The sequence below is a fragment of the Amycolatopsis sp. NPDC028719 genome (genome assembly GCF_055565395.1).
Genome location: NZ_JBVHUL010000006.1, coordinates 473,662 through 498,697, shown reverse-complemented (window position 1 = coordinate 498,697; position 25,036 = coordinate 473,662). Strand labels below are relative to the sequence as shown.

Genomic DNA, 25,036 nt, shown 5'->3' with positions numbered 1-25,036 from the left:
TTCAGCGCCTCTCCTCAGATCCTGCAGTTCCCAGAACTTCCGCGAGCACGTCCGCCACGGACCCCACGTCGGTGAACCGGTCGAGCTGGTCCAGGTCGATCGTCACGCCGTAATAGACCTCCAGCGCCGCCAGGAGCTTGATCCGGCCCTTCGAGTCGATGCCCAGCTCTTCCAGGGGAGCGTCGGGGTCGACGAGGGCCGGGTCGAGCCGGAAGGTCTCACTGACGACCTTCGTGACCTCGGCGCGGTGATCACCCACGGACGTCACCATAACGTGCCTTGGCCGCCGACCGGGCGACCTTGCCACTCGATGTGCGCGGAAGTCCGCCGGAAGGGACCAGATGTACCGCACGGAGGGTGAGATCGTGCTCGCGTGACACCGCGCGCAGCACCGCGCGGGTCACCTCTTTGAGGTCCGCGTCGGCGCCGCGGACCCACTCCGCCACCACCATCGCGCCTTCGCCGTCCTCGTCGGCGACGCCGAACGCGGCGACGCGGTCGCGGCGGACCGCGGGGTGGGCCTCGCCCACCGCCGCCTCGATGTCCTGGGGGTGGAAGTTGCGGCCGTCGACGACGATGAGGTCCTTGAGCCGGCCGGTGACGTACAGGTCGCCGCGGTGCACCACGCCGAGGTCGCCGGTGCGCAGCCAGCCGCCGAGCCCGTCCAGCGTGGCGTCGAACGCGGCCGCGTCGCCCCGGCCCCAGTAGCCGGTCGCGACGTTCGGGCCGTGGATCCAGATCTCGCCGACGGCGCCCTCGGGCTGCTCGTGTCCCTCGTGGACGATCCGGACGAGCTGCCCGACCGGACGGCCCACGGACACGAGCTCCGGTCCGTCGACGGTTTCGACGGCGTGGCCCTGCGCGAGCGCCTCGCGATCGAACTTCGCACCGCGCGGCCCTTCTTCTCCCGCGCTCGCGACGTACACGGTGGCTTCGGCGAGCCCGTACGACGGCCGGTACGCCTCGCGCCGGAAGCCGTGCGGCCCGAAGACCTCGAGGAAGCGTTCGACCGTGCGCGGGCGGACCGGTTCGGCGCCGTTGAGCGCGACCCGCACGTCCGAGAGGTCCAGGTCGTCGTCCCCGGGGCCCGCGTCGGCCGCGAGGTCGTAGGCGAAGTTCGGGGCCGCGGTGAACACCGCGGGGTGGTCGGCCAGCTGCCGCAGCCACCGCCGCGGCCGGTGGACGAACTCGGCCGGGGCCATGAACACCGCGCGGCCGCCGGCGAAGACCGGCAGGCACAGCAGCTGGATCAGGCCCATGTCGTGGAAGAACGGGATCCAGCCCGCGCAGGTGGTGCCTTCGTCGACACCGTAGGCCTGGCTGCCCTGCCAGCACGCGGCGACGATGGCCCGGTGCGGGATCACCGCGCCGGCGGGCTCCCGCGTCGAACCCGACGTGTACTGCAGGTACGCCGGGCTTTCCGGCGCGACCGGCACCGGGTCGGCGCCCGGCCCGCTCAGCTCGTCCGCCACCAGCAGGTCGCCGGGCGCGCCGAACTCGCGGACCCGCGCCGCCGCGGCGGACGACGTCAGCCACACCCGCGCGCCGGAGTCGGCCAGGACCCCGGCGAGCCGGTCGGCCTGCGCGCGGTTCCCCGGCGCCATCAGCGGGACGGCGATCATGCCCGCCGCGAGGGCGCCGAAGAACGCGAGCGGGTAGGCGAGCTCCTGCCCGGCGAGCACGGCGACCCGCTCCCCCGGCTCCGCGACCCGGCGGAGCCCGGCCGCGACCACGCGGACCCGCGCGGCGAACTCCGCCCACGTCAGTGTGTGCTCGGCGTCGTGGGTGAAGTCCTGGTGGGTGAACAGCGGGCGCGCGTCGTCCGCGCGGGCGAACAGCCGGTCGACGATCGAGGCGCGCAGCACCTCGCCGGGCACGGTCTCGGGCGGACGGGGCACGCAGCGCAACCTACTGGACGGCCCAGAGGTCACCGAGCGCGGCCACGTCCACGACGGTGCCGGTGCGGGGGAACAGCGTGCCGGTCAGGAAGTCGTGCGTCGCCTGGTCGCGGTCGGCGCAGGCGTCGCGCAGGACGACGATCCGGTAGTCGCGGTCCATCGCTTCCCGGACGGTGCTCAGCACGACGCCGCTGGTGCTGATCCCCGCGAGGACGAGTGTGGTGATCCCGCGCTTCTCCAGCTGCTGGTCGAGGTCGGTGGTCGTGAAGGCGCCGACGCGGATCTTGCGGACCTGGACATCCTCGGGCCGTGGCGTGAGCCGGGCGTGGATCTGCGTCGCCGGCCCGTCCGCCCGCATCACGGCCCGGTGCTCCACGGAAGCCGCGTACGGCGCGAACATGCTCGTCTCGGGGATCGCCTCGAACTCGGCGTCTTCGAATCCGACGCGCACCCAGCCGACGTGGGCGCCTCGTCGACGGGCGTCGTCGACAACCGTGGTCACGCGGTCGAGGAGCGCCTCGCTGCCGGGCAGCTGCCCGACGATCCCCTCCTGGTAGTCCATCACGAGCAGCGCCGTGCGGTTCGGGTCGAGGGCGGTGTTCCGGTCAGGCATCGGTTTCGGCTTCCTCGGGTCGGGTGGTGCTTCGGGACAGGGAACGGTCGAACACGGTGGCGATCAGGAAGAGCACGCCGATGCCGAGCAGCAGCAGCGCGAGCTCGTGCAGGCCGCCGGTGTCGGCGGCGGATCCGTAGAGGGCGCCCTGCAGCGCGGAGGAGACGATCGCGCCGAGGTAGCCGAAGGTGCGCAGCAGCCCGGCCGACGCGGCGATGTCGTCGGGATTCGCCTGGCGGTACACGGAGTTCTGCAGCGCGAGGCTGTTCAGCCCCTGCGGCACCCCGGCCACGAGCGCGACGACCACGAGCAGCCAGACGGCGGCCGACGAGTCCAGGGCCAGCAGCAGCGCGCACCCGGCGAGCTGCCCGAGCCCGGCGACGGCCAGCTTGCCGCGGACCGCTTCGCGACGCCCGGTGAGCAGCGACACGAGGATCGCGGTCGCGAACAGTGGCAGGGTGGCCAGGCCGGCTTCGCTCGCCGACAAGCCGCGGCCGTGCTCGAGCCATTGCGTGTAGCCGTAGAGGAAGCTGTACGCCACGACGTAGGCCAGCAGCGCGCGGCCGTAGGTGCGCAGCAGCGGGCCGTTGCGGCCGAGCAGCCGCAGGTCGATGAACGGGTGGGCGTGGGTCAGCTCGCGCCCGGTGAAGCCCGCGGCGCCCGCGACGGCGATCGCGAGCAGGTACCAGTCCCCCGCACCCGGGTGCATCAGGAAGAGCAGCAGCGAGACGAGCGTGCCGGCGAACAGCGTCATGCCCGGGAAGTCGAGGTCGAAGGAGCCCTTCGCCGCGGGCCGGGCCACCTTCGCGAACCGGCGGGCGCCGAGGACGAAGGCGGCCAGCGCGATGGGGATGTTGAGGGCGAAGGTCGTGCGCCAGCCGCCGACCCCGATGAGCAGGCCGCCCAGCGCCGGGCCGATCACGGAGATCGTCTGGGTGGAGATCGCCAGCACCGTGAGCACGGAGGCAGGACTGTCCCGGCCGGTGCGGTCGCTCTCGTCGCGGATCAGCCGCATCGCCGCGGGGTAGCCGGCGCACGTGCCGAACCCGAGGACGACCCGGGCGACGACCAGCCACGCCAGGTTCGGCGCGACGGTGCCGAGCACGCCCGCCAGCCCGACCAGGGCCGTCGCCGGGAGGAACACGCGCCGTGGGCCGTACCGGTCGATCAGCCGCCCGGCCACCGGCTGCCCGACCGCGGTGGCCAGGTACAGCGCGGAAATCAGCCACGCGGTCGCCGACGCCGGCTGTCCGAACGCGACGCCGATCGGCACCAGCGCGACCGCGATGATCGTCGAGTTGACCGGGTTGAGCACCGCGCCCGAGATCAGCGGGGCGAGCAGCTTCCGGTCGAACCCGTCGAGCGTCCGCTCCCGTGTGGTCATGGTTCGACGACGCGGCCGAGCAGGGCCAGCGCCTCGTTGACCACGGCCAATTCGTCCTCGGTGAGCCGTTGCGCGAGGGTCCGGGCCAGCCACTCCTGCCGCGAGGCGCGGGCGCCCTGGCCGTACGCACGGCCCTCGGGCGTGAAGAAGATCAGCTGGCGGCGGCCGTCTTCCGGGTCGTCCTCGCGGCGGACCAGGCCGAGCTTCTCCAGCGCGGCCACCGTCGCGGCCATCGACTGCGGGCGCACCCGCTCCGCGCCGGCCAGCACGCTCGCCGTGGCCGGCTCCATCTTCGCGAGCCGGGCGAGCGCCGAGGCCTGCGCGGAGGTCAGGTCGCCGGCCACCGTCGCGTCCATCATCTGCCGCCGCAACCGGCCGACGAGCACGCGCAGCGTCTGCGCGGCCGCGACCGCCGGAGCGGGAACCGTCTTCGATCCCATATCGACAGCCTAGGCTTATCAGTTAACCCTGTCGAGTTTTCGGGGCGCGTGCGGCGAAACCGAGTAGGCTTCGGGGCCATGGCCTCACCGGAAGCGCTGGTCTCCGCCCTCGCGGACCCCGCCCGTCTGCAGCTGTTCGCCCGGATCTGCGCCGGGCTCCCGGCCGATGACCCGAAACTCGTGAAGCGGCTGGTCGACGCGGGGCTCGTCACGATGGACGGAGATGCCTACCGGGCCGTGCCCGGGGTGTTCCGCGAGGCACTGGCCAAGGCTCCGAGCGACCCGCTCGACGGGCTGTTCCGCCACGGCAGGCTCGTCACCATCCCGCATTCGGGCCGGCGGCGGCAGCTGCTGCTCGCGCACCTCGCCGAGCGGTTCGAGCCGGGCCGGCTCTACACGGAGCAGGACGTCCGCGAGAAGCTGTCGATGGTCCACGACGACCACGCGACGCTGCGCCGCTACCTCGTCGACGAAGGCTTGCTGCAGCGCAGCAACGACGGCAGCGCCTACGGCCGCCCGTCGGAGGCCCGCGCCGCCGGCTGAGTCGCGGGGAGGTCGAACAGGGCCAGCACGGCAGGATCGGCGAACACCACGTTGTGCGCCACGCGCGCCTTCTCGACGGTGAACACCTGCAAGGTGTGCAGCCGGTACACCCCGGCGGCGTCGCGGCAGTAGGCCACCAGGGCCGGCTGCCCGTTGGCGGAGGCGCGGGTCATCCGCCAGTCCGGGCCGCGCATCGTGAACAGCCGCTCGAGGAACCGGCCGTAGCCGTCGCGGCCGAGGAACCACAGCGGCACCGGCGGCATCTCCAGCACGACGTCATCGGCCAAGAGCTCGACGAGCCTCGCGACGTCGGCGGATTCGAACGCCCGGACGTAGCGGTCGAGGACCGCTTCGACCGCCTTGTCGTCCGGTTCGGGAACTTCGTCCGCCGTCAGGCCGCCGATACCCGCGCGGGCACGCTGGAGAGCGCTGTTGACCGCGGCGGGCGTCGTCTCCAGGAAGCCGGCCACCTCCGCCGCGCTGAACTCCAGGACGTCGCGCAGGATCAGCACCGCGCGCTGCTTGGGCGGCAGCGTCTGCATCGCCGCGAGCAGCGCCAGCCGCAGCGTGCCCCGGCGGGCCAGGCGCACGCCGGGGTCGTCGAGGCGCGCGTCCGGGAACGGGTGCAGCCACGGGATCTCGAACGACGGCGTCAGCGGCGCGCCGGGGTCTTCGCTCGGGCGGCCGAGGCCCGAGGGCAGCGGCCGCCGGGCCCGGCCGTCCAGCGCGGTGAGGCAGGCGTTCGTCGCGATCCGGTACAGCCAGGTGCGCACCGACGCGCGGGCCGGGTCGTAGCCGTCCCACGCCTTCCAGGCGCGGACCAGCGTCTCCTGCACCAGGTCCTCGGCCTCGTGCACCGAGCCGAGCATGCGGTAGCAGTGCACCAGCAGCTCACGCCGGTGCGGCTCGGTGCTCGTCGCGAAATCCGGCATCGCTCTCCCGTCGGTCCGGCGTCGGTCCGGTACGGGAGATGATTCCCTACAGGTCGTCGAAGTCCTCGGGCCGCAGGCCGTCGAGCTCGGCGCGGAAGCGGGCGACCTCGGCTTCGGTGTCCAGCACGTCGGCGGCCGGGCTTTCGGTTTCCTGCTCGACCTCCAGCTGCACCGACGCGACGTCGAGCACCTCCTCGGCGACGCTGATCGGCGCGTTCTGGCGCAGGCCGAGCGCGACGGCGTCGCTCGGGCGGGCCGACACGCGGGTGCCGTCCGCGAGCACCAGGTCGGCGTAGAAGATCCCGTCCCGCACCTCGGTCAGCTCGACCGCGGCGACGCCCTGGCCGAACGCCGCGAGCACGTCGCCGAGCAGCTCGATCGTGCCCGGGCGCGGCTGCTCGATCTGCTCGCGCGCCCGCACGAGGGCCTCGGCCTCGCCGTACCCGATCATGATGGCCAGCCAGCGCCGGGCGCCGTCGGGCTCCCGGAGCAGCATCAGCGGCGCTTCGCCGGGCACCGGGACGGCCATTCCCACGACCTCGATCGGGATCACGCTGACCACCGCACCCTCCGTGTAGACACTTCCCCGCGCGCGAGGTACCCAGAACTACCTTGTTTGCAACGTGCTCGGGGAGCCGGGTTTTTCACCCGGGCTCTCCTGGGCTGCGGACTGCGCCGGGAATCCTTGCCCGGCCTGGGACGGCACTGTCACCGTCGGGGCGTGGAACCGACGATTTCGCGCAGCATCGACGTCCCGGCCACCCCGGGCAGGGTGTGGTCGTGGGTCACCGACCTGCCCCGGATGGGTGAGCTGAGCCCGGAGAACATCGGCGGCCGCTGGCTGGACGGCACCGGCCCGGCACTGGGAGCCCGCTTCCGCGGCCGCAACGTGAACGGCGCGCTGCGGTGGTGGACGCGGGTGAAGGTGGTGCGCTTCGAGGAGGGGCACCGGTTCGCGTTCGACGTGCGGACGCCGCTGGGGTCCCGGGTGTCGCGGTGGGAGTACGTGCTGACGCCGAGCCCGGCGGGCTGCCGGGTGACCGAGAACTGGTACCGCAGCGGCAGCTGGGTGGTGCGGAAGTTCATGGGGCCGAAGGTGACCGGACGGGCCGATCGGCCGGGGTACAACGTGCGGTCCATCGAGCACACGCTGGCCGCGCTGAAGGCCCGGGCCGAGGCCGCGGCCGCCGCCTGAGCGCCCGGCCCACGTCCCGACGGCCGAAGTCCGTGAATGTCGCATCGAGGGACTTGAAGTCCCTCAATGCGACGTTCACGGCTTTCGGGACTACGGGCAAGTCCGGCCACCCGCCGATCCGCACCACGTCGCACCCGCACCGCAGTCCCCGCGTGACATAAGTCGCGTCGAACTGGTCAGTCTCTTGTTGAGACCCACCGCCTCCGACTAGGTTGCTTTTTCAAACCTAGGAGGACCATGCCCGACACCGCGCCGAAGCCCGGCCTCGTGCTGCTGGTCGTCTCGACCGCGGCGTTCCTCGCCAGCCTCGACACCTTCATCGTCACGATCGCGTTCCCCGGCATCCGGGCCGCCTTCCCCGGCGACGACCTCGCCACGCTGTCGTGGGTGCTCAACGGCTACACGGTCCTGTTCGCCGCCTGCCTCGCCCCGGCCGGGCGGCTGGCCGACCGCTACGGCCGGAAGCGCCTGTTCCTCCTCGGCGTCGCCGTCTTCACCCTCGCTTCGGCCGCGTGCGCCGCCGCGCCGTCGATTCCCGTCCTCGTCGCCTTCCGCGCGGTGCAGGCGATCGGCGCCGCGCTCGTCATGCCGACGTCGCTGGCCCTGCTGCTGACCGCGTTCCCCGCCCACCGGCGGCCGATGGCGGTCGGCGTCTGGGCTTCGGTGGGTGCCGCGGCCGCCGCCCTCGGCCCGCCCGTCGGCGGGCTGCTCGTGGCGGCGTCCTGGCGCTGGGTGTTCCTGGTGAACCTGCCGATCTGCGCCCTCACCCTGCTGGCCGGGCCGCGCGTGCTGCGCGAGTCGCGGGACACCACCACCGGCGTCCCGGACCTGCTCGGCGCGGCCGGGCTCCTCGTGGGTGTCGGCGCGCTGGCCTACGCGCTGGTCGAAGCGCCCGACCACGGCTGGACCGCGGGACCGGTGCTGCTCGCGTTCGCGGTCGCCGCCGTCGCGCTGGCGTGGGTGCCGCTGCGCTCGGCGCGCCACGCCGTGCCGATGCTGGACCTGCCGGCGCTGCGCGTCCCGACGCTGTGGCTGGCGTGCGTCACGACCGGCCTGTTCGCGGCCGGGTTCGCCGCGATGCTGTTCGGCAACGTCCTGTTCCTGACGTCGGTCTGGCACGACTCGATCCTGGTGGCCGGGCTGTCCCTGGCCCCGGGGCCGCTGATGGTGGTGCCGGTGTCGATCCTCGGCGGCCGGTTCGTGCACCGCTTCGGCCCGGGCCCGGTGGTCGCCCTCGGCGGCGTCTCGTTCGGGGCGGGCGTGCTGATCTGGTTGCTGCGCATGGGATCGACGCCCGACTACGCGGCCTCGATGCTGCCCGGCCAGCTCCTGACGGGCATCGGCGTCGGGCTGATCCTGCCGAGCCTGTCGGGCGTGGTGGGCACGGTCCTGCCGCCGGCGCGGTGGGGCGCGGGCTCGTCGATGGTCAACACGATGCGCCAGATCGGCACGGTCCTGGGAACGGCGGTACTGGCGGGAATCTTCGCGGGAACTCCGGACCTGATGGACTTCCGGCACGGCTGGTTCCTGGTCCTGGGCACGGCGGTGGCGACGTCGGCGGGCGGGCTCCTCATCGCCGCGCGCCGCCGGACGGACCACTACGGGGAACCCCAGGACTGGTCCAGCGCGGCGAGTCCGTCGTCGATCCGCTCCACCGGGATCGAGCCGTAGCCCAGTACCAGCCCCGGCGACGGAGAACCGCCGCACAGATCGGAAAGCGTCTGCACCGCCACCCCCGCGGTGGCCGCACGCGCCGCGATCGGCTCCAGGTCGGCGTCGGCGAGGGCACACAGGTGCAACCCGGCCGCCGACGGGACCACCCGGAGCCGGCCGGCGAACACCCGGTCCACAGTGGACGTGATCCGCTCGTGCCGCTCCGCGTACACCTTCGTCGCGCGGCGGATGTGGCGGGCGAACAACCCTTCGTCGACGAACCGGGCGAGTGCCGCCTGCGCCGGGACGTCGCCGTGCCAGTCCGACAGCTGGCGCGCGGTGCGCAGGGCATCGCGCAACGAGGAAGGAGCCACCAGGAAACCCAGGCGCAGCAGGGGAAGCAGCGTCTTCGAGAACGATCCGACGTACGCCACGCGCCCGTCGCGGTCCAGGCTCTGCAACGGTTCCAGCGGCCGGTCGGAGAACCGGAACTCGCTGTCGTAGTCGTCCTCGACGACGACCGCGTCCGCCCGCTCGGCCCACGCCAGCAGCGCCGTGCGGCGGGCCAGGGACATCGGCGTCCCGAGCGGGAACTGGTGCGACGGCGTGACGTACACCAGCTTCGTCCGCGACGGCAGCGCGTCGACGTCAAGACCTTCGCTGTCCACCGGCACGCCGACGACTTCGGCGCCGTGCGACGCGAAGAGCAGCTTCGCCTGCCGGTAGCCGGGTTCTTCGACGGCGACGCGATCACCCGGCGAAAGCAGCACTCGGCACAGCAGGTCGAGAGCCTGCTGCGCGCCCTGCGTGACGAGCACGTCGTCCGCGTCGGCGCGCACCGAGCGGGAGACGCCGACGTGGCGGGCGATCGCCGCCCGCAGACCCGCGTGGCCGCTCGGGTCGGCGTAGTGCGCGAAGCCGGACCGCAGTTCGCGCCCGAGCAGCCGTCGCCAGGTTTCGAGCGGGAACAGCGCGGCATCGGGGATGCCGACGCGGAAGTCGTACTCCGGCGCGTCCGCCACCGCGGCGGCCGGCGACGGCAGCGAACGCCAGATCGCCTTCGGCTGCGGGCCCCGCGCCGAAGGGGTCTTGCGCGGCTTCGGCGCGGGCAGCGAACCGGTCACGTAGGTCCCGGCGCCGACGCGGCCGGTGAGGAACCCGTCGGCGGTCAGCCGGTCGTAGGCGACCGCGACGGTGTTGCGCGAAACCGCCAGGCGCCGGGCCAGTTCCCGGGTCGGCGGCAGCCGCTCCCCCGCCCGCAGCCTGCCGTCGAGCACGGCGTCACGCAGCTGCCGGTAGATCCGGGCGGACAGGTCGCCGCGCCCGGCCAGGCTGACGTGGAAGTCCATCCGGCGAGCCTATATTGGCCCAATCCGATTGGCCGGAATTGGATCTGGGATCGGGCCAAAGGCCGCTTTACCGTTACCGTCATGACGCTGACTGTGGACCGTCCCGCGCCCCCGCGTTCCGGCCGGCTGCTGGCCGCCGCCCAGCTGGCCGGCTCGCTCGGCGACGGCGCGTTCCTGACCTGCTCGGTGCTCTTCTTCACGCGGATCGTCGGCCTGAGCCCGGCGCAGGTCGGGCTGGGTCTCACGCTCGGCTGGGCGGTGGGTTCGGTCGCGGGCGTGCCCCTCGGTCACCTCGCCGACCGCCACGGCGCGCGAGGTTCCGCGGTGCTGCTGGCGCTCGCGACGAGCGCGTCGATCCTGACGTTCCTGCTGGTCCGCACGCCGCTGCTGTTCGTCCTCGCGGCCTGCCTCTACGGCAGCTGCCAGACCGGCCTGGCCGCCGTCCGCCAGGCACTGCTGGCCGCGCTGGCCGACCCGGAACGGCGGACGCGCATCCGCGCCCGGCTGCAGTCCGCGGGCAACGCGGGGCTCGCCGTCGGCGCCGGGCTGGGCGGCCTCGCGCTATCCGCGGACACCGCGCCGGCGTACCTGACGGTCTTCGTGCTCGACGCGATGGGTTTCGTGGTCACCGCGGCGCTCATGCTCGCGCTCCCCTCCGTCCCGGCGTCGGCCCCGCGCACCGGGGAACCGAAGCCGGCCGTGCTGCGCGACCGGCCGTACGCGCTCGTGACGCTGCTGAACGCGGTCCTGCTGCTGCGGATGCCGCTGCTGAGCGTCGCGATCCCGCTGTGGATCGTCGAACGGACCGCCGCGCCGGGCTGGGCGGTGTCCGCGCTGTTCGTGCTCAACACGGTCGTGGTGGTGCTGCTCCAGGTCCGCGTGGCCGGACGGCTGGCGAGCATCGGTGCGGCGGCGCGGATGGTGCGCCGGTCGGGGGTGCTGCTGTTCGCGTCGTGTGTGGCGTTCGCGCTGTCGGCGTCCGGGACTTCGCCGTGGGTCGCGTTCGCGGTGCTGGTGGTGGGCGCGGTGGTGCAGGTGTTCGGCGAGATGCTGCAGTCGGCGGGCACGTGGGAGATCGGCTTCGCGCTGGCCCCGTCCGACCGGCAGGGGCAGTACCAGGGGTTCTTCGGAACGGGCGTGTCGGTGGCGCGCGCGGTGGGGCCGGTGCTGCTGAGCACGGTGGTGATCGGCTGGGGCCTGCCGGGATGGCTGCTGCTGGGCGCGCTCTTCCTGGCGGCGGGGTACGCGATGGGCCCGGCGGTCCGGTGGGCCCAGTCGACCCGGACCACGGCCGGTCCACGCTGACCAGCCCCGTCCCTACGACTTCAGCTGCCGCGCGTTCAGCCCGTACTGCGCCATCTTCCGGTAGAGCGTCGCCCGGCCCATGCCGAGCTTCCCGGCCGCCTGCACCACCGTCGCCCCGGGCTCGGACAGGCAGCGCACGATCTCGTCCCGCTCCATCGCCTGCAACCGGCTCAACCGGTGTCCCACCCCGCTGAACACCTCCGCGGGCAGGTGCGCCGTATCGACCACGTCGGACCGCGAAGCCGCTTCGCGCACAACCCGCCGTAGCTGCTTCGCGTTCTCCGGCCAGTCGTAGGCCGTCAACGCCCGCGATGCCGCGGAAGTGAACGTGACGTCCCGGCCGCGGTCCCGCCGCGCGAAGTGGTGGGCCAGCGGGAGGACGTCGTCCGGGCGGAAGCGCAGCGCCGGCAGCTCGACCACCCGGTCCACCAGCGGCCGCAGCGCCGCCGGCACCGCACCCGCGTCCGTCGCGGTGAGCGCGAACGGCGGCGGCCCGTCGCCCCGGACCTCGGCGAACTGCCGCGCCAGCTCCTCCGCCGCCCACGCCGGCAATGCCTCCACGCCCGACACGATCACGCACGTGCCGTCCTTGGCCAGCTCCGGCGTCCACAGCGTCAGCCAGGTGTCGACGTCGTCGGGCGCCGGCGGGCGCGCGTTGAGGAGGCGCTCGCGGGGCCGCAGTTCCCGCCGCGCCAGCGCCGCCAGCGCCGTCTTGCCCGCGCCCGGCTCTCCGACGACCGCGACGACGCGTCCCTCCTCGAACGCCTTCCGCGCGGAGCCGGCAGCGGTGGTCCAGGCGGCCGACAGCCGCGTGACGTCACCCGGGGCGACACGGTCGGCGTAGACCCGGAAGACCTCGCCGCGCGGGGTCGGCCGGGCGATGCGCCCGGACGCGCGCGCCAGCATGAGCGCCGCCGTGTTGCCGGCGGCGGCCTGCGCCAGGGCCAGCAGCAGCTCCGACGACTGTTCCGACCAGGTCGTGAGGTTGACGCTGCCGGCGAGCGTCCCGGTCAGCGGGTCGAGCACCGGTACCGCCGCGCAGGTGTAGCCGCGCAGATCGGTGCAGTAGTGCTCGCTCGCCCGGACCAGCGACGGCGCCCGGTCGGCGAGCGCCAGGCCGAGCCCGTTGGTGCCCGCGTTGCTCTCCGCGAAGTAGAACCCCGGCGCCAGGTGCACGCGGTCGAGCGAACGGTTGATGGACGCGTCCGTGCACAGCCGGCTCAGCACCAGGCCTTCGCTGTCGGTGATCATCAGGCTGATCGGCTCGTTGGCCAGCGTCGCCTGCAGGCCGCGCAGCACCTCGGTGCCGCACTCGTAGAGCAGCGAACCGGTGTCGACCGCACCCGAGAACACCGGCATGACCTCGTCCTCGGGCACGCCGTAGCGCTCGCTGCGCTGCCACGACGCCCGCAGCCGGGGCGCGATCGCGGCCGCCCCGCGCGCGTCGAACGAGCGCGTGACCTCCACCTGCGGGTTCTCCACCTGGGCCTCCCGGGACGCGGCTCTGCGTCGGACTCCCCCAGGCTACGTCGGCCTCCCCGGTCCCGGCGCACGCCGCTGTCTCATATCGAGACACGAGAGGGGTCCCTGAGCAGCCCGGACGTCCCTACCGTCCCCTTTCGACGTGGCCAACGGCGGACACGAAACGCGGAGGACAGCGGATGTACAGCAAGGACGGCGAGACGTACTTCATCGTGGACGCCCACGTGGCGCTCTGGGACGCGCGCCCGGAGAACCAGCGGAACATCCACGGCAAGCAGTTCATCGACTGCTTCTACGACTACCACCGCAACCTCAGCCCCGAGTCCGAGGTGTGGCCGTACGAGGACTACCTCTACCAGGGCGGCGAGCGGCTGATGCGCGACCTGTTCGAGAACGGGTACGTCGACCACGCGATCTTCCAGCCCGCGCACCTCGGCGCGTTCTACGAGAACGGCTTCGGGCAAACCGAAGAAGCCTTCGCGCTGGCGCGGAAACACCCCGACAAGCTGACCTACAACCACAACTTCGACCCGCGGTTCGAACAGGCCGGCATCGACCGGCTGCGGCGCGACGCGGAGCGCTTCGGCCTCAAGGGCGTCAAGCTCTACACGGCCGAATGGCAGGGCGACTCACGCGGCTACAAGCTCGACGACAAGTGGACGTACAAGTACTTCGATGCCTGCCAGGAGCTGGGCATCAAGAACATCCACGTCCACAAAGGACCGACGATCCGCCCCCTCGACCGCGACGCGTTCGACGTCGCCGACGTCGACCACGTGGCCACCGACTTCACCGACCTGAACTTCGTCGTCGAGCACTGCGGGCTGCCGCGGCTGGAGGACTTCTGCTGGATCGCGACGCAGGAGCCGAACGTCCACGCGGGACTCGCCGTCGCGATGCCGTTCATCCACACCCGGCCGAAGTACTTCGCGCAGATCATCGGCGAGCTGCTGTACTGGCTCGACGAAGACCGCATCCAGTTCTCCAGCGACTACGCGATCTGGACACCGCGGTGGCTGATCGAGCGGTTCGTCGACTTCCAGATCCCGGAGGACCTGCCGGAGTACGCACCGCTGACCGTCGACCAGAAGAAGAAGATCCTCGGCCTCAACGCGGCGGCGATGTACGACATCCCGGTGCCGGCCGAGCTGCGGCTGGCTCCGGTCGAGCCGCAGGCCGTGTCGGTGGCGTGAGGTGGACGCCCTGACCGCGCTGGACGCGGTCCTCGACCCCGAGCTCGACGAGCCCATCACCGACCTCGGCTTCGTCAAGTCGCTCACCGTGGAGGGCACGCGCGTGACCGTCCACTTGCGACTGCCGACGTCGTTCTGCGCGCCGAACTTCGCCTACCTCATGGCGTCGGACGCGAAGGACGTACTGACCGCGCTGCCGTGGACCTCCGAAGTCGTGGTCGAGCTCGACGACCACCACGACTCGGACCTCATCAACCGCGGGCTCGCCGCGGACGCCGGCTACCGCGGCACGTTCGGCCACGAGGCCGACGAAGACCTCGAGGAGCTGCGGCAGACGTTCCGCCGCAAGGCCCACCAGGCGGCGATGGAACGCGCGCTGACGGTGCTGCTGCGGGCGGACGAGCACGTCGACCTGCACGGCGTACGGCTGGCCGACCTGCCGGACGTGTCCGCGACGCACGCGCTGCTGCGGCGTCGCGAGGCGCTCGGGCTGCCCACCGGCCCGTCGGCGCCCGTGCTGGTCGACCACGACGGAGCTCCGTTCCCCCGCGAGGAAATCCCGATCCGCCTGCGGTTCGCGCGGTCGGTCCGCATCTCGATCGAAGGCAACTCCCACTTCTGCCGGGGGCTGCTTCGCACCCGCTACCCCGAAACTCCCGTGGAGGCATCAGCATGAAGGCGGTCCAGGTCGTCGGGTACGACGAGCCCTTGCGGCTGACCGAGGTCCCCGAACCGCGGGTCACCGGCCCGTTCGACGTGGTCGTGCGGATCGGCGGCGCCGGCGTCTGCCGCACCGACCTGCACATCCTCGAGGGGCAGTGGAAGGAGAAGTCCGGCGTCACGCTGCCTTACACGATCGGGCACGAGAACGCGGGCTGGGTGCACGCGGTGGGCAGCGCGGTCACGAACGTCGCCGAGGGCGACAAGGTGATCGTGCACCCGCTGATCACGTGCGGGCTCTGCCGGGCCTGCCGCTTCGGCGACGACGTCCACTGTGAACAGTCGTTGTTCCCCGGCATCGACACCGCGGGCGGCTACGCGGAGTACCTCAAGACGTCCGCGCGCAGCGTGGTGAAGATCGACGATTCGCTGGAACCGGCGGACGTCGCGGCGCTGGCGGACGCCGGGCTGACGGCGTACCACGCGGCGGCGAAGGCGGCGCGGCGCCTGCGTCCCGGCGACAAGTGCGTCGTGATCGGCGCGGGCGGGCTCGGGCACATCGGCATCCAGGTGCTCAAGGCGATCTCGGCGGCGGAGCTGATCGTCGTCGACCGCAACCCGGACGCGGTGAAGCTGGCGGTGTCGATCGGCGCGGACCACGGCGTCGTCGGCGACGGCTCCCAGGTTTCGCAGGTGCTGGATCTGACCGGCGGAAACGGCGCGGAGACGGTGATCGACTTCGTCGGCGAAGGCGGCGCGACCGCCGACGGGATCGGCATGCTGCGCCGCGCGGGCGACTACCACGTGGTCGGCTACGGCGAGAACATCGACGTCCCGACGATCGACATCATCTCGACGGAGATCAACCTGATCGGCAACCTCGTGGGTTCGTACAACGACCTGTGCGAGCTGATGGTGCTGGCCGCCCAGGGCCGCGTGAAGCTCCACACGGCGCGCTACCCGCTGGCCGACTTCCAGAACGCCCTCGCCGACCTCGACGCGGGCCGCATCCGCGGCCGCGCGATCCTGATCCCCTGACCAACCCACCACTTCCACCCTAACGTGCCCTCCGGAGTGGGAACTCCGGATCACTTTCCCCACGAAAGTGACGTCCACAGCCGGGCTTGACGTCACTTTCGTAGCGAAAGTGACGTCCGCAGCAGGCCCGGGGGTCACTTTCGTAGCGAAAGTGGCGTTACTGGCTGGGCTGGGACGCCGGGGCCTGGTGCAGGGCGAGATTCGGGCCTGCGGCGGAGTCCGGGGCCCAGGCGCCGGACTCCGCCGTCCACGTCTGGCCGGCGAAGCTCACCTTGTCCAGCCCCAGCGCCTCCGCGCGGCCGACCAGCCAGCTCGCGTACGCCCACCCCTGCGCCGCCGGGTGGGCTCCGCTCAGCCGGGCCGTGCCCAGCTCCGCCGTGGCGGACGCGGCCACGTCGCCGGGAGCCGCCAGGGTCAGGTTCCGGCACGTCAGCGCGGCCGGGAACTGGCCGGTGAACGCCGCCGCCATCGCGCGGGACTGCGGCTCCCACTGCGCGTACGCGTCCGGGACGCCCGAACGCTGGATCTCCTGGGCCGCCTCGGTGATCGGCATCGTCTCCCAGCCCGGCAGCTTCTCGAGCTTCTCGTAGAACGCCGTCGCCGCGTAGACCGGGTCGCGCAGCTGGGCCACCGTGCCCCAGCCCTGGCTGGGCCGCTGCTGGAACAGCCCGACCGAGTCGCGGTCACCGCCCTCGAGGTTGCGCAGCTTCGACTCCTGCAACGCCGTGGCCAGCGCGACCGTCGCCGCGTGCGGCGGCAGCCCCAGCTTGGTCCCGACGGCCGCGATCCGCGCGGCGTTGTCCATCTGCTCCGGGGTGAACGTGTACCCGTCCTGCCCGGGCACCGCCACCGTGCAGCCCGGCGTCTTGACCTGGCCGCGCGTCAGCACCACCGCCACGACGACCCCCGCGGTCAGCACCACGACCGCCCCCAGGAAGAGGGCCACCTTCAGGCCACACCCGCGCACCCTGCCCCCACTCTCACCCGTTCGCACCAGTCTGCCAAAAGCAGGACGCGGCGCACCGGGGGGAGGTTCAGTGGGGCTTGTTCAGCCGTCCCCGAGGAAGATCGGGTTGGACATCGCCACCATGGCGTTCGGCTGGGTGGTGTTCGGGCCCCCGGACGGCCGGCGGACCTCGACGCGGACCCACCGGGAGTACCGCGGGTAGGTCGTCCACGTCACCGTGGCCGCCCCCGAGTCGCCGACGGTCTCCGTGTGCTCGGGTCCCAGCTGGTCGAGGAACGTCACCGTGGTCCCGGGCACGCCGGCGACCACCGCGCTGACCGTCACCGGCGTCCCGGTGCCCGCCGGCAGGCGCGAGCCGATCCCCGCCGTGCGCCCGCCGCCCGACGCCGTGAAGTCCAGCTGGACCGCCGACGACTCGGCCAGCCAAGACCGGCCTGCCTTCAACCCCTCCAGCAGTTCCTTGCGGCGCAGCCGGTCGGCGAGGACCACGGTGTGCGGGAGCGCGACGCGCTGGTCCGGGTTGTGCGCGTCGGAGTCGCCGATGGCCGGGATGAACCGGCCGCCGCGCAGCAGGCCGTCCCAGTGGATGACGCTCGCTTCGTCGTCCTGGGTCCACGGCCCGTTCCAGACCTCGACGAGGTCGGCGATCTCGTACGCGAACTCGTAGGTGCAGCCGAAGCAGTTGGCGAACGGGTGCGCCGCGGTGACCAGCCCGCCCGCGCGGTGCACCTGGTCGGTGAAGCGGCGGAAGTCCCGCGGGTCGGCCGCCCGGTAGCGCCAGTCGATCCACGTGCCGGCGGGCAGGCCGATGGCCGGCCAGTGCCCGGACCGCGTCGTCACCTCTTCGCCGTTGAGGATCAGCAGGTCGTCGGTGGCGTACCGGCCCCACACCAGCTGCGAGCTGGACGTGTTGTGGTCGGTGGAGACGATGAAGTCCAGCCCGGCGGCGCGGGCGTCGGCGACCAGCTGCTCCGGGGTGCGGCGGCCGTCGGAGTGGACGGTGTGCAGGTGGCCGTCGCCGCGGTACCAGGCGCGGCCGCGCTCGCGGGCCGGCGCGGTCTCCGGCGCCGGGTCCGGCTTGAACGGCTCGGCGTCCGGCCCGAAGGTGAGCGTGATGTCCACTTTGTAGGTCAGGCCCTGCGGCGCGACGGTGTAGGGCCCGAGGATGACGTGCCACCGGCCCGGCTTGATCGGACCGGCGAGGTAGCCCGGCGTCGCCTCGGACGCGCTGATCGAGAACCGGTCGCGGAACCCGCCGGACCAGCCGCGGAACCCGCGGGCAGTGCCCAGTTCGTGGCCCTCGGGCCCGAACATCCCGATGTCGCAGGCGTTCCCCCGCGTGCCGGCGGGCACTTGGGGCTTGTCGTAGGAGTAGACGACGTCGATCTGCCGGACACCGCGCGGGACGTCGACCGGCAGGTAGTACCAGTCCGGGACGTCCGGCTTCAGGGTGCCGGTGACGGTCCGGGTCTGGCTGCCGGTGCCGCCCGGCTGGTCGGCGAACGCGACACCCGGCAGCAAACCCATCGCGGCTCCCGCCGCCGCCACGCCACCCGCGCGCAGCAGCGCGCGCCGGCTGAAGTCCCCAGAACTCATGCGTACCTCCGCATCGAAAGACGACCTGACGCTAGGGGAGCAACGCGAACACCGACAAGAACCGGCGGTGAACTCTCGGCGCGCGGCCGGTCAAGCCTTGGCGCGCCGCGCGAGAACCGTCGCGAGGGCGACGACGGCGGCGGCCAGCCCGAGCCGCGTGACGTCGACGGCGGGCACCCAGGTCACGGCGCCGCCCCGGACGACGAACGCCCCGGCCGGCCGGGCGAGCACCCCGAACCCGGCGCCCTCCCGCACGGGCACCGCTTCCGTGTCGCCCGCGCCGCCGCCCCCGCCGCCGAAGACGGCCGCGGCCGGGATCACGACGGTCCCGTCGCGCTCGACCGGATCGCCGTAGACCAGCTTCGCGGTGAACAGGTCCCGCGCGGTCGACGCCAGCTGCCCGAGTTTCATCGGACCATTCTGGTGGCGGAACGGCCCGCGGCGCGCCTCCCTGGCAGCCCGGACCGCACAACCCCGTGACCGGCGAAAATCCGCCGGATCTCCGGCGCCGCCGCCGCGGTCCGGCGACTTTTCCCCACGATCGGGTGTAAACCTCCGGTATCGCGGGCATCAACCAACGACACCTGTGCCCCGACCGGGCAGCTTCGAGGGGAGACCGCGATGACGTTCCAGTTCGTCGGCCGCTGGCTGGGCAGGCACCGCGAACGCCCCGGGGTCACGGTGGACCTCTCCTGCGGCGGCCGCGTCACGCTACGCGAGATCGACGGGCAGCCGATGCTGACGATCACGACGGCCCCGGGCCCGGACGGCCGGTGCGACGTCGCCGCCGTGCCGCTGTCGGAAGCCGAACGCCACGAGCTGGGCCAGGTGCTGGAGTCGGACGTCCTGCTGGCCTCCTGAGCGCCACCCCTGCTTCGCCTCGGGTCACGTGCCGGGGCGAGGCGGAACAGGGGTCCCGTACTTCCGCGCAACCGGATGTTCCCCTACTCGTTCCCGCCGTAAGCTCCGCACCGTGCTTTGTGGCAGTCCTCGCGAGAAATGCGTCCGTGGCAGTGTGGCCCCGATCGCTTTTTGTGGGGTTCCCACAACGCAGCCGCCTTGGCATGCGCCATCGCGGACATTGGTCTACCCGGCGGTAATCCAGCAGGGTGTAGACAGGTGCAGGCGACGCCCCAGGACAGGTGCGTCGCCTTCTGTGCGTGGGTACTTGGGAGGCTCAACCGGTGTTCAATCGTGTCGCCATCGTCAACCGCGGAGAGGCCGCGATGCGGCTCATCCACGCCGTCCGGGATCTGTCGGCGGAAACCGGTACGAAGATCGAGACGGTCGCCCTCTACACCGACGCGGACCGCACCGCCACCTTCGTCCGTGAGGCCGATCTGGCCTACGACCTCGGTCCGGCCTCGGCCCGCCCGTACCTCGACCTGGCCAAGCTGGAGCAAGCCCTCGTCGAGACGAAGGCCGACGCCGCGTGGGTCGGCTGGGGCTTCGTCGCCGAGGATCCGGCCTTCGCCGAGCTGTGCGAGAAGATCGGCATCACCTTCGTCGGGCCGAGCGCCGACGCGATGCGCAAGCTCGGTGACAAGATCGGCGCGAAGCTGATCGCCGAAGAGGTCGGCGTGCCGGTCGCGCCGTGGAGCCGCGGCGAGGTCGCCACCCTCGAAGACGCGCTGAAGGCCGGCGACCGGATCGGCTACCCGCTGATGCTCAAGGCCACCGCGGGCGGCGGCGGGCGCGGCATCCGCATGGTGGCCTCCGGCGAAGACCTCGCCGACGCCTACGAGCGCACCAGCCAGGAAGCCCTGCGCGCCTTCGGTTCCGGCGTCGTGTTCCTCGAGCGCCTGGTCACCGGCGCCCGGCACGTCGAGGTCCAGGTGATCTCCGACGGCGCGACGGCGTGGGCGCTCGGCGTCCGCGACTGCTCGGTGCAGCGGCGCAACCAGAAGATCATCGAAGAGTCGGCCTCCCCGGTCCTCGCGCCCGCGCAGACCGCCGAGCTGAAGACGTCGGCCGAGCGGCTCGCGGTCGCCGTCGGCTACCGCGGCGCGTGCACCGTCGAGTTCCTCTACCACCCCGGCGAGAAGCTGTTCGCCTTCCTCGAGGTCAACACCCGCCTGCAGGTCGAGCACCCGATCACCGAGATCACCACCGGCACCGACCTGGTCCGGCTGCAGCTGCACGTCGCCGGCGGCGGCAAGCTCGAAGGCGACCAGCCGGCCGAGCTCGGTCACGCCGTCGAAGCCCGGCTCAACGCCGAGGACCCCGACCGCGACTTCGCCCCCTCCCCCGGCCGCATCGCGCGGCTGGCGCTGCCCGCCGGGCCCGGCATCCGCGTCGACACCGGCGTCAGCGAAGGCGACACGATCCCCGCCGACTTCGACTCGATGATCGCCAAGATCATCGCCTACGGCCGCGACCGCGACGAGGCGCTCGGCCGCCTGCGCCGCGCGATGGCCGAGACCACCGTGATCATCGAGGGCGGCGCGACCAACAAGAGCTTCGTGCTCGACCTGCTCGACCAGCCCGAGGTGATCGACGCGAGCGCCGACACCGGCTGGATCGACCGCGTCCGCGCCGAAGGCCGCCTGGTCACCCACCGGCACTCCGCGGTCGCGCTCGCCGCGGCCGCCATCGAGGCCTACCAGGACGAGGAAGAGGTCTCCGTCCAGCGGCTGCTCTCCACCGCGCACGGCGGCCGCCCGCAGGTCCAGCACGAGGTCGGCCGCCCGCTCGACCTCAAGCTCCGCGGCGTCGGCTACCGCGTCAGCGTCGCGCGCATCGGGCGGCAGCGCTTCCGCGTCGGGATCTCGGCCGGGACGTCGGAGGTGCACCACGCCGACGTCGAGATCGACCGCTTCGACGCGCACAGCGGCCGGATCCGGGTCAACGGGCAGCGGTTCCGCCTGGTGGCGGCCACGCACGGCCCGATCCACCTCGTCGAGGTCGACGGCGTGACCCACCGCGTCAGCCGCGACGAAGGCGGCGTCGTCCGCTCCCCCGCGCCCGCGCTGGTGGTCGCGACACCGCTGTCCGTCGGCGACGAGGTCGAGGCGAACGCGCCGATCCTCGTGCTGGAGAGCATGAAGATGGAGACGGTGCTGCGCGCGCCGTTCCGCGCCCGCGTCCGCGAGTGCCCGGTGTCGGTCGGCAGCCAGGTCGAGACCGGCGCGCCGCTGATGCGGCTGGAGCCGCTCGCCGACGGCGCCGAGGACGAGGTCGCCGAGGAGACGGAGACCGTCGAGATCGACCTGCCGGCCGAAGCGGCGGACGTTTCCGCGGCCGACCGCGTCGAGCGCGGTCTCCAGGACCTGCGCAGCCTGCTGCTCGGTTTCGACGTCGACCCGTCGGAGCGCAAGCGCGTCCTGTCGGCCTACGTCGCCGCGCGGGCCGAGCTGGGTGGCCGGCCGGTCGAAGGCGAGCTGGACCTGCTCACCGTCTTCGCCGACCTGTCCGAGCTGAGCCGCAACACCCCGGGCGGGGAGCTCGACACCGTGCCGAACGGCGCGGTGCACAGCCCGCGCGAGTTCTTCCACAGCTACCTGCAGAGCCTCGACGTCGAGCGCGCGGGCGTCACCGAAGGCTTCCAGGCCAAGCTGGCCAAGGTGCTCGGCCACTACGGCGTCACCGACCTGGAGCGCACCCCGGAGCTGGAGTCCGCGGTCTTCCGGATCTTCCTGGCGCAGCAACGGACTTCGGCCGACGTCGCCGTCGTCTCGGAGCTGCTGCGGCTGTGGCTGGCCGGGGCTCAGCCGGCGGAGTCGCTGAGCGACCGCGCCGGGCTGACCCTGGAGCACCTGGTCGAAGCCACGCAGGTGCGCTTCCCCGCGGTGTCCGACCTGGCCCGCGGCGTGGTGTTCCGCTGGTTCGCCCAGCCGCTGCTGCGCCGTCACCGCGCCGAGGTGTACGCCGCCGTCCGCACCGAACTGCGCTACCTCGACCAGCACCCGGACGCCGCGGACCGCGCCGAGCGGATCCAGGCCATGATCACCGGATCGCAGCCGCTCGTCCGGCTGATCGGGCAGCGGATCGGGCGGCCCGGCCGCGACCACGCGCCGCTGCTGGAGGTGCTGACCCGCCGCTACTACGGCAACCGCCGGCTGTCCGGAGTCGCCGTGCGCGACATCGCCGGCTGCCGGCTGCTGACCGCCGACCTGACTGTGCCGATCGTTCCTGATCCGACCACAGCCACGGCCGAATGGCTTCGTGGCAACGATCACGTGCCGGCCGGGGGGCGGCCTGCTTCTGGCCGGATCAGGAACACCCCGGACGGTGTGCTGCCGCTGGTCACCACCGCCGTCGACATCGCCGCCCTGCCCGACGCCGTCCGCGCGCTCGGCGAGGTGGCGACCGAAGGCGTCGTCGCCGACCTGTACGTGCGCTGGGAGGACCAGCCGGACGTCGACGCGGCGGCGGAGCGGCTCGGCGCCCTGCTGGCCGAGCACCCGCTGCCGGCGAGCGTGCAGCGGGTCGTGCTCACCGTGGCCGGCACCGGCGGCGCGGTGATGCACCACCACTTCACGTTCCGGCGCGACGGCGCGGGCTTCACCGAAGACCGGCTGATCCGCGGCCTGCACCCGCAGATCGCGCAGCGGCTGCAACTGCAGCGGCTGCACGAGTTCGACCTCACCCGGCTGCCGTCGGCGGACGAGGAGATCTACCTCTTCAAGGCCGTCGCCAAGAGCAACCCGGCCGACGAGCGGCTGATCGCGATGGGCCAGGTCCGCGACCTGACGCCGCTGCGCGAGGCCGACGGCCGGCTGGTCGCCCTGCCCGCGCTCGAGGACGCGGTGACCGCCTGCCTCGACGCGATCCGCAACATCCAGGCGCAGCGGCCGCAGAACAAGCGGTTCGACACCAACCGGATCATGATGTACGTCTGGCCGCAGACGGAGCTGACCACCGAAGAGCTGAACACGCTCGTCCAGCGCATCCTGCCGACGTCGGTGGGCGCCGGGCTGGAGGAGGTCCAGTTCCTGGCCCGCCGGCGCACCGAGGCGGGCAAGCTGACCGAGCTCGCCGTCCGGATCACCTTCGACCCGGGCCACGGCGCGCGGCTGCACGTCGGGCCGGCGTCGACCGAGCCGGTCAAGCCGCTGGACGACTACCGCCTGAAGGTGCTGCGCGCGGCGCGGCGCGGAACCGTCTACCCGTACGAGCTGACCGGGCTGCTCGCCGGTTCGGAGGGCACGTTCACCGAGCACGACTTCGACGATGCCGGCGCGCTGGTGCCGGTCGACCGGCCGAAGGGCCAGAACACCGCGGCGATCGTCGCGGGCGTCGTCACGACCCCGACCGAGCGGCACCCCGAGGGCGTCACCCGGGTCGTGCTGATCGGCGACCCGACGAAGTCGCTCGGCGCGCTGTCGGAGCCGGAGTGCTCGCGCGTCATCGCGGCGCTCGACCTGGCCGAGCGCATGCGGGTGCCGCTGGAGTGGTTCGCGCTGTCGTCCGGGGCGCGGATCTCGATGTCCTCGGGCACCGAGAACATGGACTGGGTCGCCGCGGCGCTCAAGCGGATCGTCACGTTCACCCAGGACGGCGGCGAGATCAACATCGTGGTCAACGGGATCAACGTCGGCGCCCAGCCGTACTGGAACGCCGAAGCCACGATGCTCATGCACACCAAGGGCGTCCTGATCATGACGCCGGACTCGGCGATGGTCCTCACCGGCAAGCAGGCGCTCGACTTCTCCGGCGGTGTGTCGGCGGAGGACAACTTCGGCATCGGCGGCTACGACCGCGTCATGGGCCCGAACGGCCAGGCGCAGTACTGGGCACCGAACCTGCCCGCCGCCCGCGAAGTGCTGATGTCGCACTACGACCACACGTACGTCGTCCCGGGCGAGGCCGGACCGCGGAAGGTCGGCACGAACGACCCGATCGACCGCGACGTCTCGTCGTTCCCGCACGCGATCGTCGGGAGCGACTTCACGACCGTCGGGGAGATCTTCTCGGCCGAGCACAACCCGGACCGCAAGAAGCCGTTCGACATCCGCACGGTGATGCGCGCGCTGTCGGACCAGGACCACCCGGTGCTGGAGCGCTGGGCGGGCATGGCCGACGCCGACACGGCCGCGGTGCAGGACGTGCACATCGGCGGCCGCCCGGTCTGCCTGGTCGGCATCGAGTCGCGTTCGGTGCCGCGCCGCGGCTTCCCTCCCACCGACGGGCCGGACACCTACACCGCGGGCACGCTGTTCCCGCGGTCGTCGAAGAAGACGGCGCGGGCGATCAACGCGGCGTCGGGCAACCGGCCGCTGGTCGTGCTGGCGAACCTGTCCGGCTTCGACGGCTCGCCGGAGTCGCTGCGCAAGCTGCAACTGGAGTACGGCGCGGAGATCGGCCGGGCGATCGTCAACTTCGAGGGCCCGATCGTGTTCACCGTGATTTCGCGCTACCACGGCGGCGCGTTCGTGGTGTTCTCCAAGGCGCTCAACCCGAACATGACGGTGCTGGCCCTGGAGGGGTCGTTCGCCTCGGTGCTGGGTGGCGCCCCGGCGGCGGCGGTCGTGTTCGCCGGTGAGGTGGCCAAGCGCACGGCCAACGACCCGCGGGTGACCGAGCTCCAGACCCAGGTCGCGGCGGCCGGTGCCGCCGAGCGGGCCGCACTCAGCGCCAAGCTCGCGGAGATCCAGTCGTCGGTCCGCGCGGAGAAGGTCAGCGAAATCGCGGCGGAGTTCGACAAGGTGCACAGCATCCAGCGCGCCGTCGAGGTCGGCTCGGTGGACGCGATCATCAGCACGGCCGAGCTGCGGCCGCGGATCATCGAGGCCATCGAGCACGGCTTGAAGAAGTAGCGTTCCGGGGCCGGTCACCGAGGTGGCCGG

At 72.5% G+C, this 25,036-nt stretch carries 21 protein-coding genes; 9 read left to right on the top strand and 12 right to left on the bottom strand.

Annotated features, from left to right (window positions below; translation table 11 throughout):
* Position 1: 1 nt before the first annotated feature.
* Genes ACZ4TR_RS30280 through ACZ4TR_RS30260 form a run of 5 tightly spaced genes read right to left on the bottom strand, consistent with a single transcriptional unit; the run spans position 2 to position 4,335 of the window.
* A complete protein-coding gene (locus tag ACZ4TR_RS30280) occupies positions 2-259 on the bottom strand; it encodes an acyl carrier protein (protein ID WP_465290585.1) in 258 nt (85 codons plus the stop codon).
* On the bottom strand, positions 252-1,898 hold the full coding sequence (locus ACZ4TR_RS30275) for a fatty acyl-AMP ligase (protein WP_465290583.1): 1,647 nt from the start codon (positions 1,896-1,898) through the stop codon (positions 252-254). Before ACZ4TR_RS30275 ends, ACZ4TR_RS30280 begins: the two co-directional genes overlap by 8 nt.
* 10 nt (positions 1,899-1,908) lie before the next feature.
* On the bottom strand, positions 1,909-2,511 hold the full coding sequence (locus ACZ4TR_RS30270) for a cysteine hydrolase family protein (protein WP_465290581.1): 603 nt from the start codon (positions 2,509-2,511) through the stop codon (positions 1,909-1,911).
* A complete protein-coding gene (locus ACZ4TR_RS30265) occupies positions 2,504-3,895 on the bottom strand; it encodes an MFS transporter (protein WP_465290580.1) in 1,392 nt (463 codons plus the stop codon). The genes ACZ4TR_RS30270 and ACZ4TR_RS30265 overlap by 8 nt, the downstream gene beginning before the upstream one ends.
* Positions 3,892-4,335, bottom strand: coding sequence for a MarR family winged helix-turn-helix transcriptional regulator (locus ACZ4TR_RS30260; RefSeq protein WP_465290578.1), 444 nt, complete (start codon positions 4,333-4,335; stop codon positions 3,892-3,894). The genes ACZ4TR_RS30265 and ACZ4TR_RS30260 overlap by 4 nt, the downstream gene beginning before the upstream one ends.
* Positions 4,336-4,413: 78 nt before the next feature.
* On the opposite strand from ACZ4TR_RS30260, the gene ACZ4TR_RS30255 reads away from it, so the two are divergent.
* The gene (locus ACZ4TR_RS30255; RefSeq protein ID WP_465290576.1) at positions 4,414-4,878 is read left to right on the top strand and encodes a DUF2087 domain-containing protein; all 465 of its coding nucleotides are present in this window, start codon (positions 4,414-4,416) and stop codon (positions 4,876-4,878) included.
* On the opposite strand, the gene ACZ4TR_RS30250 is transcribed toward ACZ4TR_RS30255, so the two are convergent.
* Both ACZ4TR_RS30250 and ACZ4TR_RS30245 read right to left on the bottom strand, forming a co-directional pair.
* Positions 4,842-5,810, bottom strand: a complete 969-nt coding sequence (locus ACZ4TR_RS30250; protein WP_465290574.1) for a sigma-70 family RNA polymerase sigma factor — start codon at positions 5,808-5,810, stop codon at positions 4,842-4,844. The two genes, ACZ4TR_RS30255 and ACZ4TR_RS30250, sit on opposite strands and share 37 nt — an antisense overlap.
* A gap of 46 nt (positions 5,811-5,856) precedes the next feature.
* Positions 5,857-6,372 carry a bifunctional nuclease family protein gene (locus ACZ4TR_RS30245; protein WP_465290573.1) on the bottom strand — a complete coding sequence of 172 codons (516 nt, stop codon included), beginning with the start codon at positions 6,370-6,372 and terminating at the stop codon, positions 5,857-5,859.
* A 159-nt stretch (positions 6,373-6,531) separates the two neighbouring features.
* On the opposite strand from ACZ4TR_RS30245, the gene ACZ4TR_RS30240 reads away from it, so the two are divergent.
* Both ACZ4TR_RS30240 and ACZ4TR_RS30235 read left to right on the top strand, forming a co-directional pair.
* Entirely contained in the window at positions 6,532-7,005 is a 474-nt protein-coding gene (locus tag ACZ4TR_RS30240) for an SRPBCC family protein (protein WP_465290571.1), read from the top strand.
* Between the two features lie 237 nt (positions 7,006-7,242).
* Positions 7,243-8,676: an MFS transporter gene (locus ACZ4TR_RS30235; protein ID WP_465290569.1), complete on the top strand. Its 1,434-nt coding sequence runs from the start codon at positions 7,243-7,245 to the stop codon at positions 8,674-8,676.
* Here ACZ4TR_RS30235 and pdxR read toward each other — a convergent pair.
* Entirely contained in the window at positions 8,604-10,007 is a 1,404-nt protein-coding gene (gene pdxR, locus ACZ4TR_RS30230; protein WP_465290567.1) for a MocR-like pyridoxine biosynthesis transcription factor PdxR, read from the bottom strand. The genes ACZ4TR_RS30235 and pdxR overlap by 73 nt on opposite strands.
* A gap of 81 nt (positions 10,008-10,088) precedes the next feature.
* On the opposite strand from pdxR, the gene ACZ4TR_RS30225 reads away from it, so the two are divergent.
* Complete coding sequence (locus ACZ4TR_RS30225; protein ID WP_465290566.1) at positions 10,089-11,312, top strand: MFS transporter; 1,224 nt, start codon at positions 10,089-10,091, stop codon at positions 11,310-11,312.
* 12 nt (positions 11,313-11,324) lie between these two features.
* Here ACZ4TR_RS30225 and ACZ4TR_RS30220 read toward each other — a convergent pair whose 3' ends face one another.
* Positions 11,325-12,794, bottom strand: coding sequence for an AAA-type ATPase lid domain-containing protein (locus tag ACZ4TR_RS30220; RefSeq protein ID WP_465290565.1), 1,470 nt, complete (start codon positions 12,792-12,794; stop codon positions 11,325-11,327).
* A 179-nt stretch (positions 12,795-12,973) separates the two neighbouring features.
* On the opposite strand from ACZ4TR_RS30220, the gene ACZ4TR_RS30215 reads away from it, so the two are divergent.
* The 3 genes from ACZ4TR_RS30215 to ACZ4TR_RS30205 are packed head-to-tail and all read left to right on the top strand — an operon-like array spanning position 12,974 to position 15,685.
* A complete protein-coding gene (locus ACZ4TR_RS30215) occupies positions 12,974-13,987 on the top strand; it encodes an amidohydrolase family protein (RefSeq protein WP_465290563.1) in 1,014 nt (337 codons plus the stop codon).
* A 1-nt stretch (position 13,988) separates the two neighbouring features.
* The gene (locus ACZ4TR_RS30210) at positions 13,989-14,663 is read left to right on the top strand and encodes an iron-sulfur cluster assembly protein (protein ID WP_465290561.1); all 675 of its coding nucleotides are present in this window, start codon (positions 13,989-13,991) and stop codon (positions 14,661-14,663) included.
* On the top strand, positions 14,660-15,685 hold the full coding sequence (locus tag ACZ4TR_RS30205) for an NAD(P)-dependent alcohol dehydrogenase (RefSeq protein WP_465290560.1): 1,026 nt from the start codon (positions 14,660-14,662) through the stop codon (positions 15,683-15,685). The genes ACZ4TR_RS30210 and ACZ4TR_RS30205 overlap by 4 nt, the downstream gene beginning before the upstream one ends.
* A 157-nt stretch (positions 15,686-15,842) precedes the next feature.
* Here ACZ4TR_RS30205 and ACZ4TR_RS30200 read toward each other — a convergent pair whose 3' ends face one another.
* The 3 genes from ACZ4TR_RS30200 to ACZ4TR_RS30190 form a co-directional block, all read right to left on the bottom strand.
* The gene (locus ACZ4TR_RS30200) at positions 15,843-16,631 is read right to left on the bottom strand and encodes a hypothetical protein (protein ID WP_465290559.1); all 789 of its coding nucleotides are present in this window, start codon (positions 16,629-16,631) and stop codon (positions 15,843-15,845) included.
* A gap of 102 nt (positions 16,632-16,733) precedes the next feature.
* Positions 16,734-18,248, bottom strand: coding sequence for a CehA/McbA family metallohydrolase (locus tag ACZ4TR_RS30195; protein WP_465290557.1), 1,515 nt, complete (start codon positions 18,246-18,248; stop codon positions 16,734-16,736).
* Positions 18,249-18,338: 90 nt separating this feature from the next.
* Positions 18,339-18,659, bottom strand: a complete 321-nt coding sequence (locus ACZ4TR_RS30190; RefSeq protein WP_465290555.1) for a hypothetical protein — start codon at positions 18,657-18,659, stop codon at positions 18,339-18,341.
* A gap of 210 nt (positions 18,660-18,869) precedes the next feature.
* On the opposite strand from ACZ4TR_RS30190, the gene ACZ4TR_RS30185 reads away from it, so the two are divergent.
* On the top strand, positions 18,870-19,109 hold the full coding sequence (locus ACZ4TR_RS30185) for a hypothetical protein (protein ID WP_364519946.1): 240 nt from the start codon (positions 18,870-18,872) through the stop codon (positions 19,107-19,109).
* A 323-nt stretch (positions 19,110-19,432) separates the two neighbouring features.
* Entirely contained in the window at positions 19,433-25,006 is a 5,574-nt protein-coding gene (locus tag ACZ4TR_RS30180) for an ATP-binding protein (protein WP_465290553.1), read from the top strand.
* Positions 25,007-25,036 lie beyond the last annotated feature (30 nt).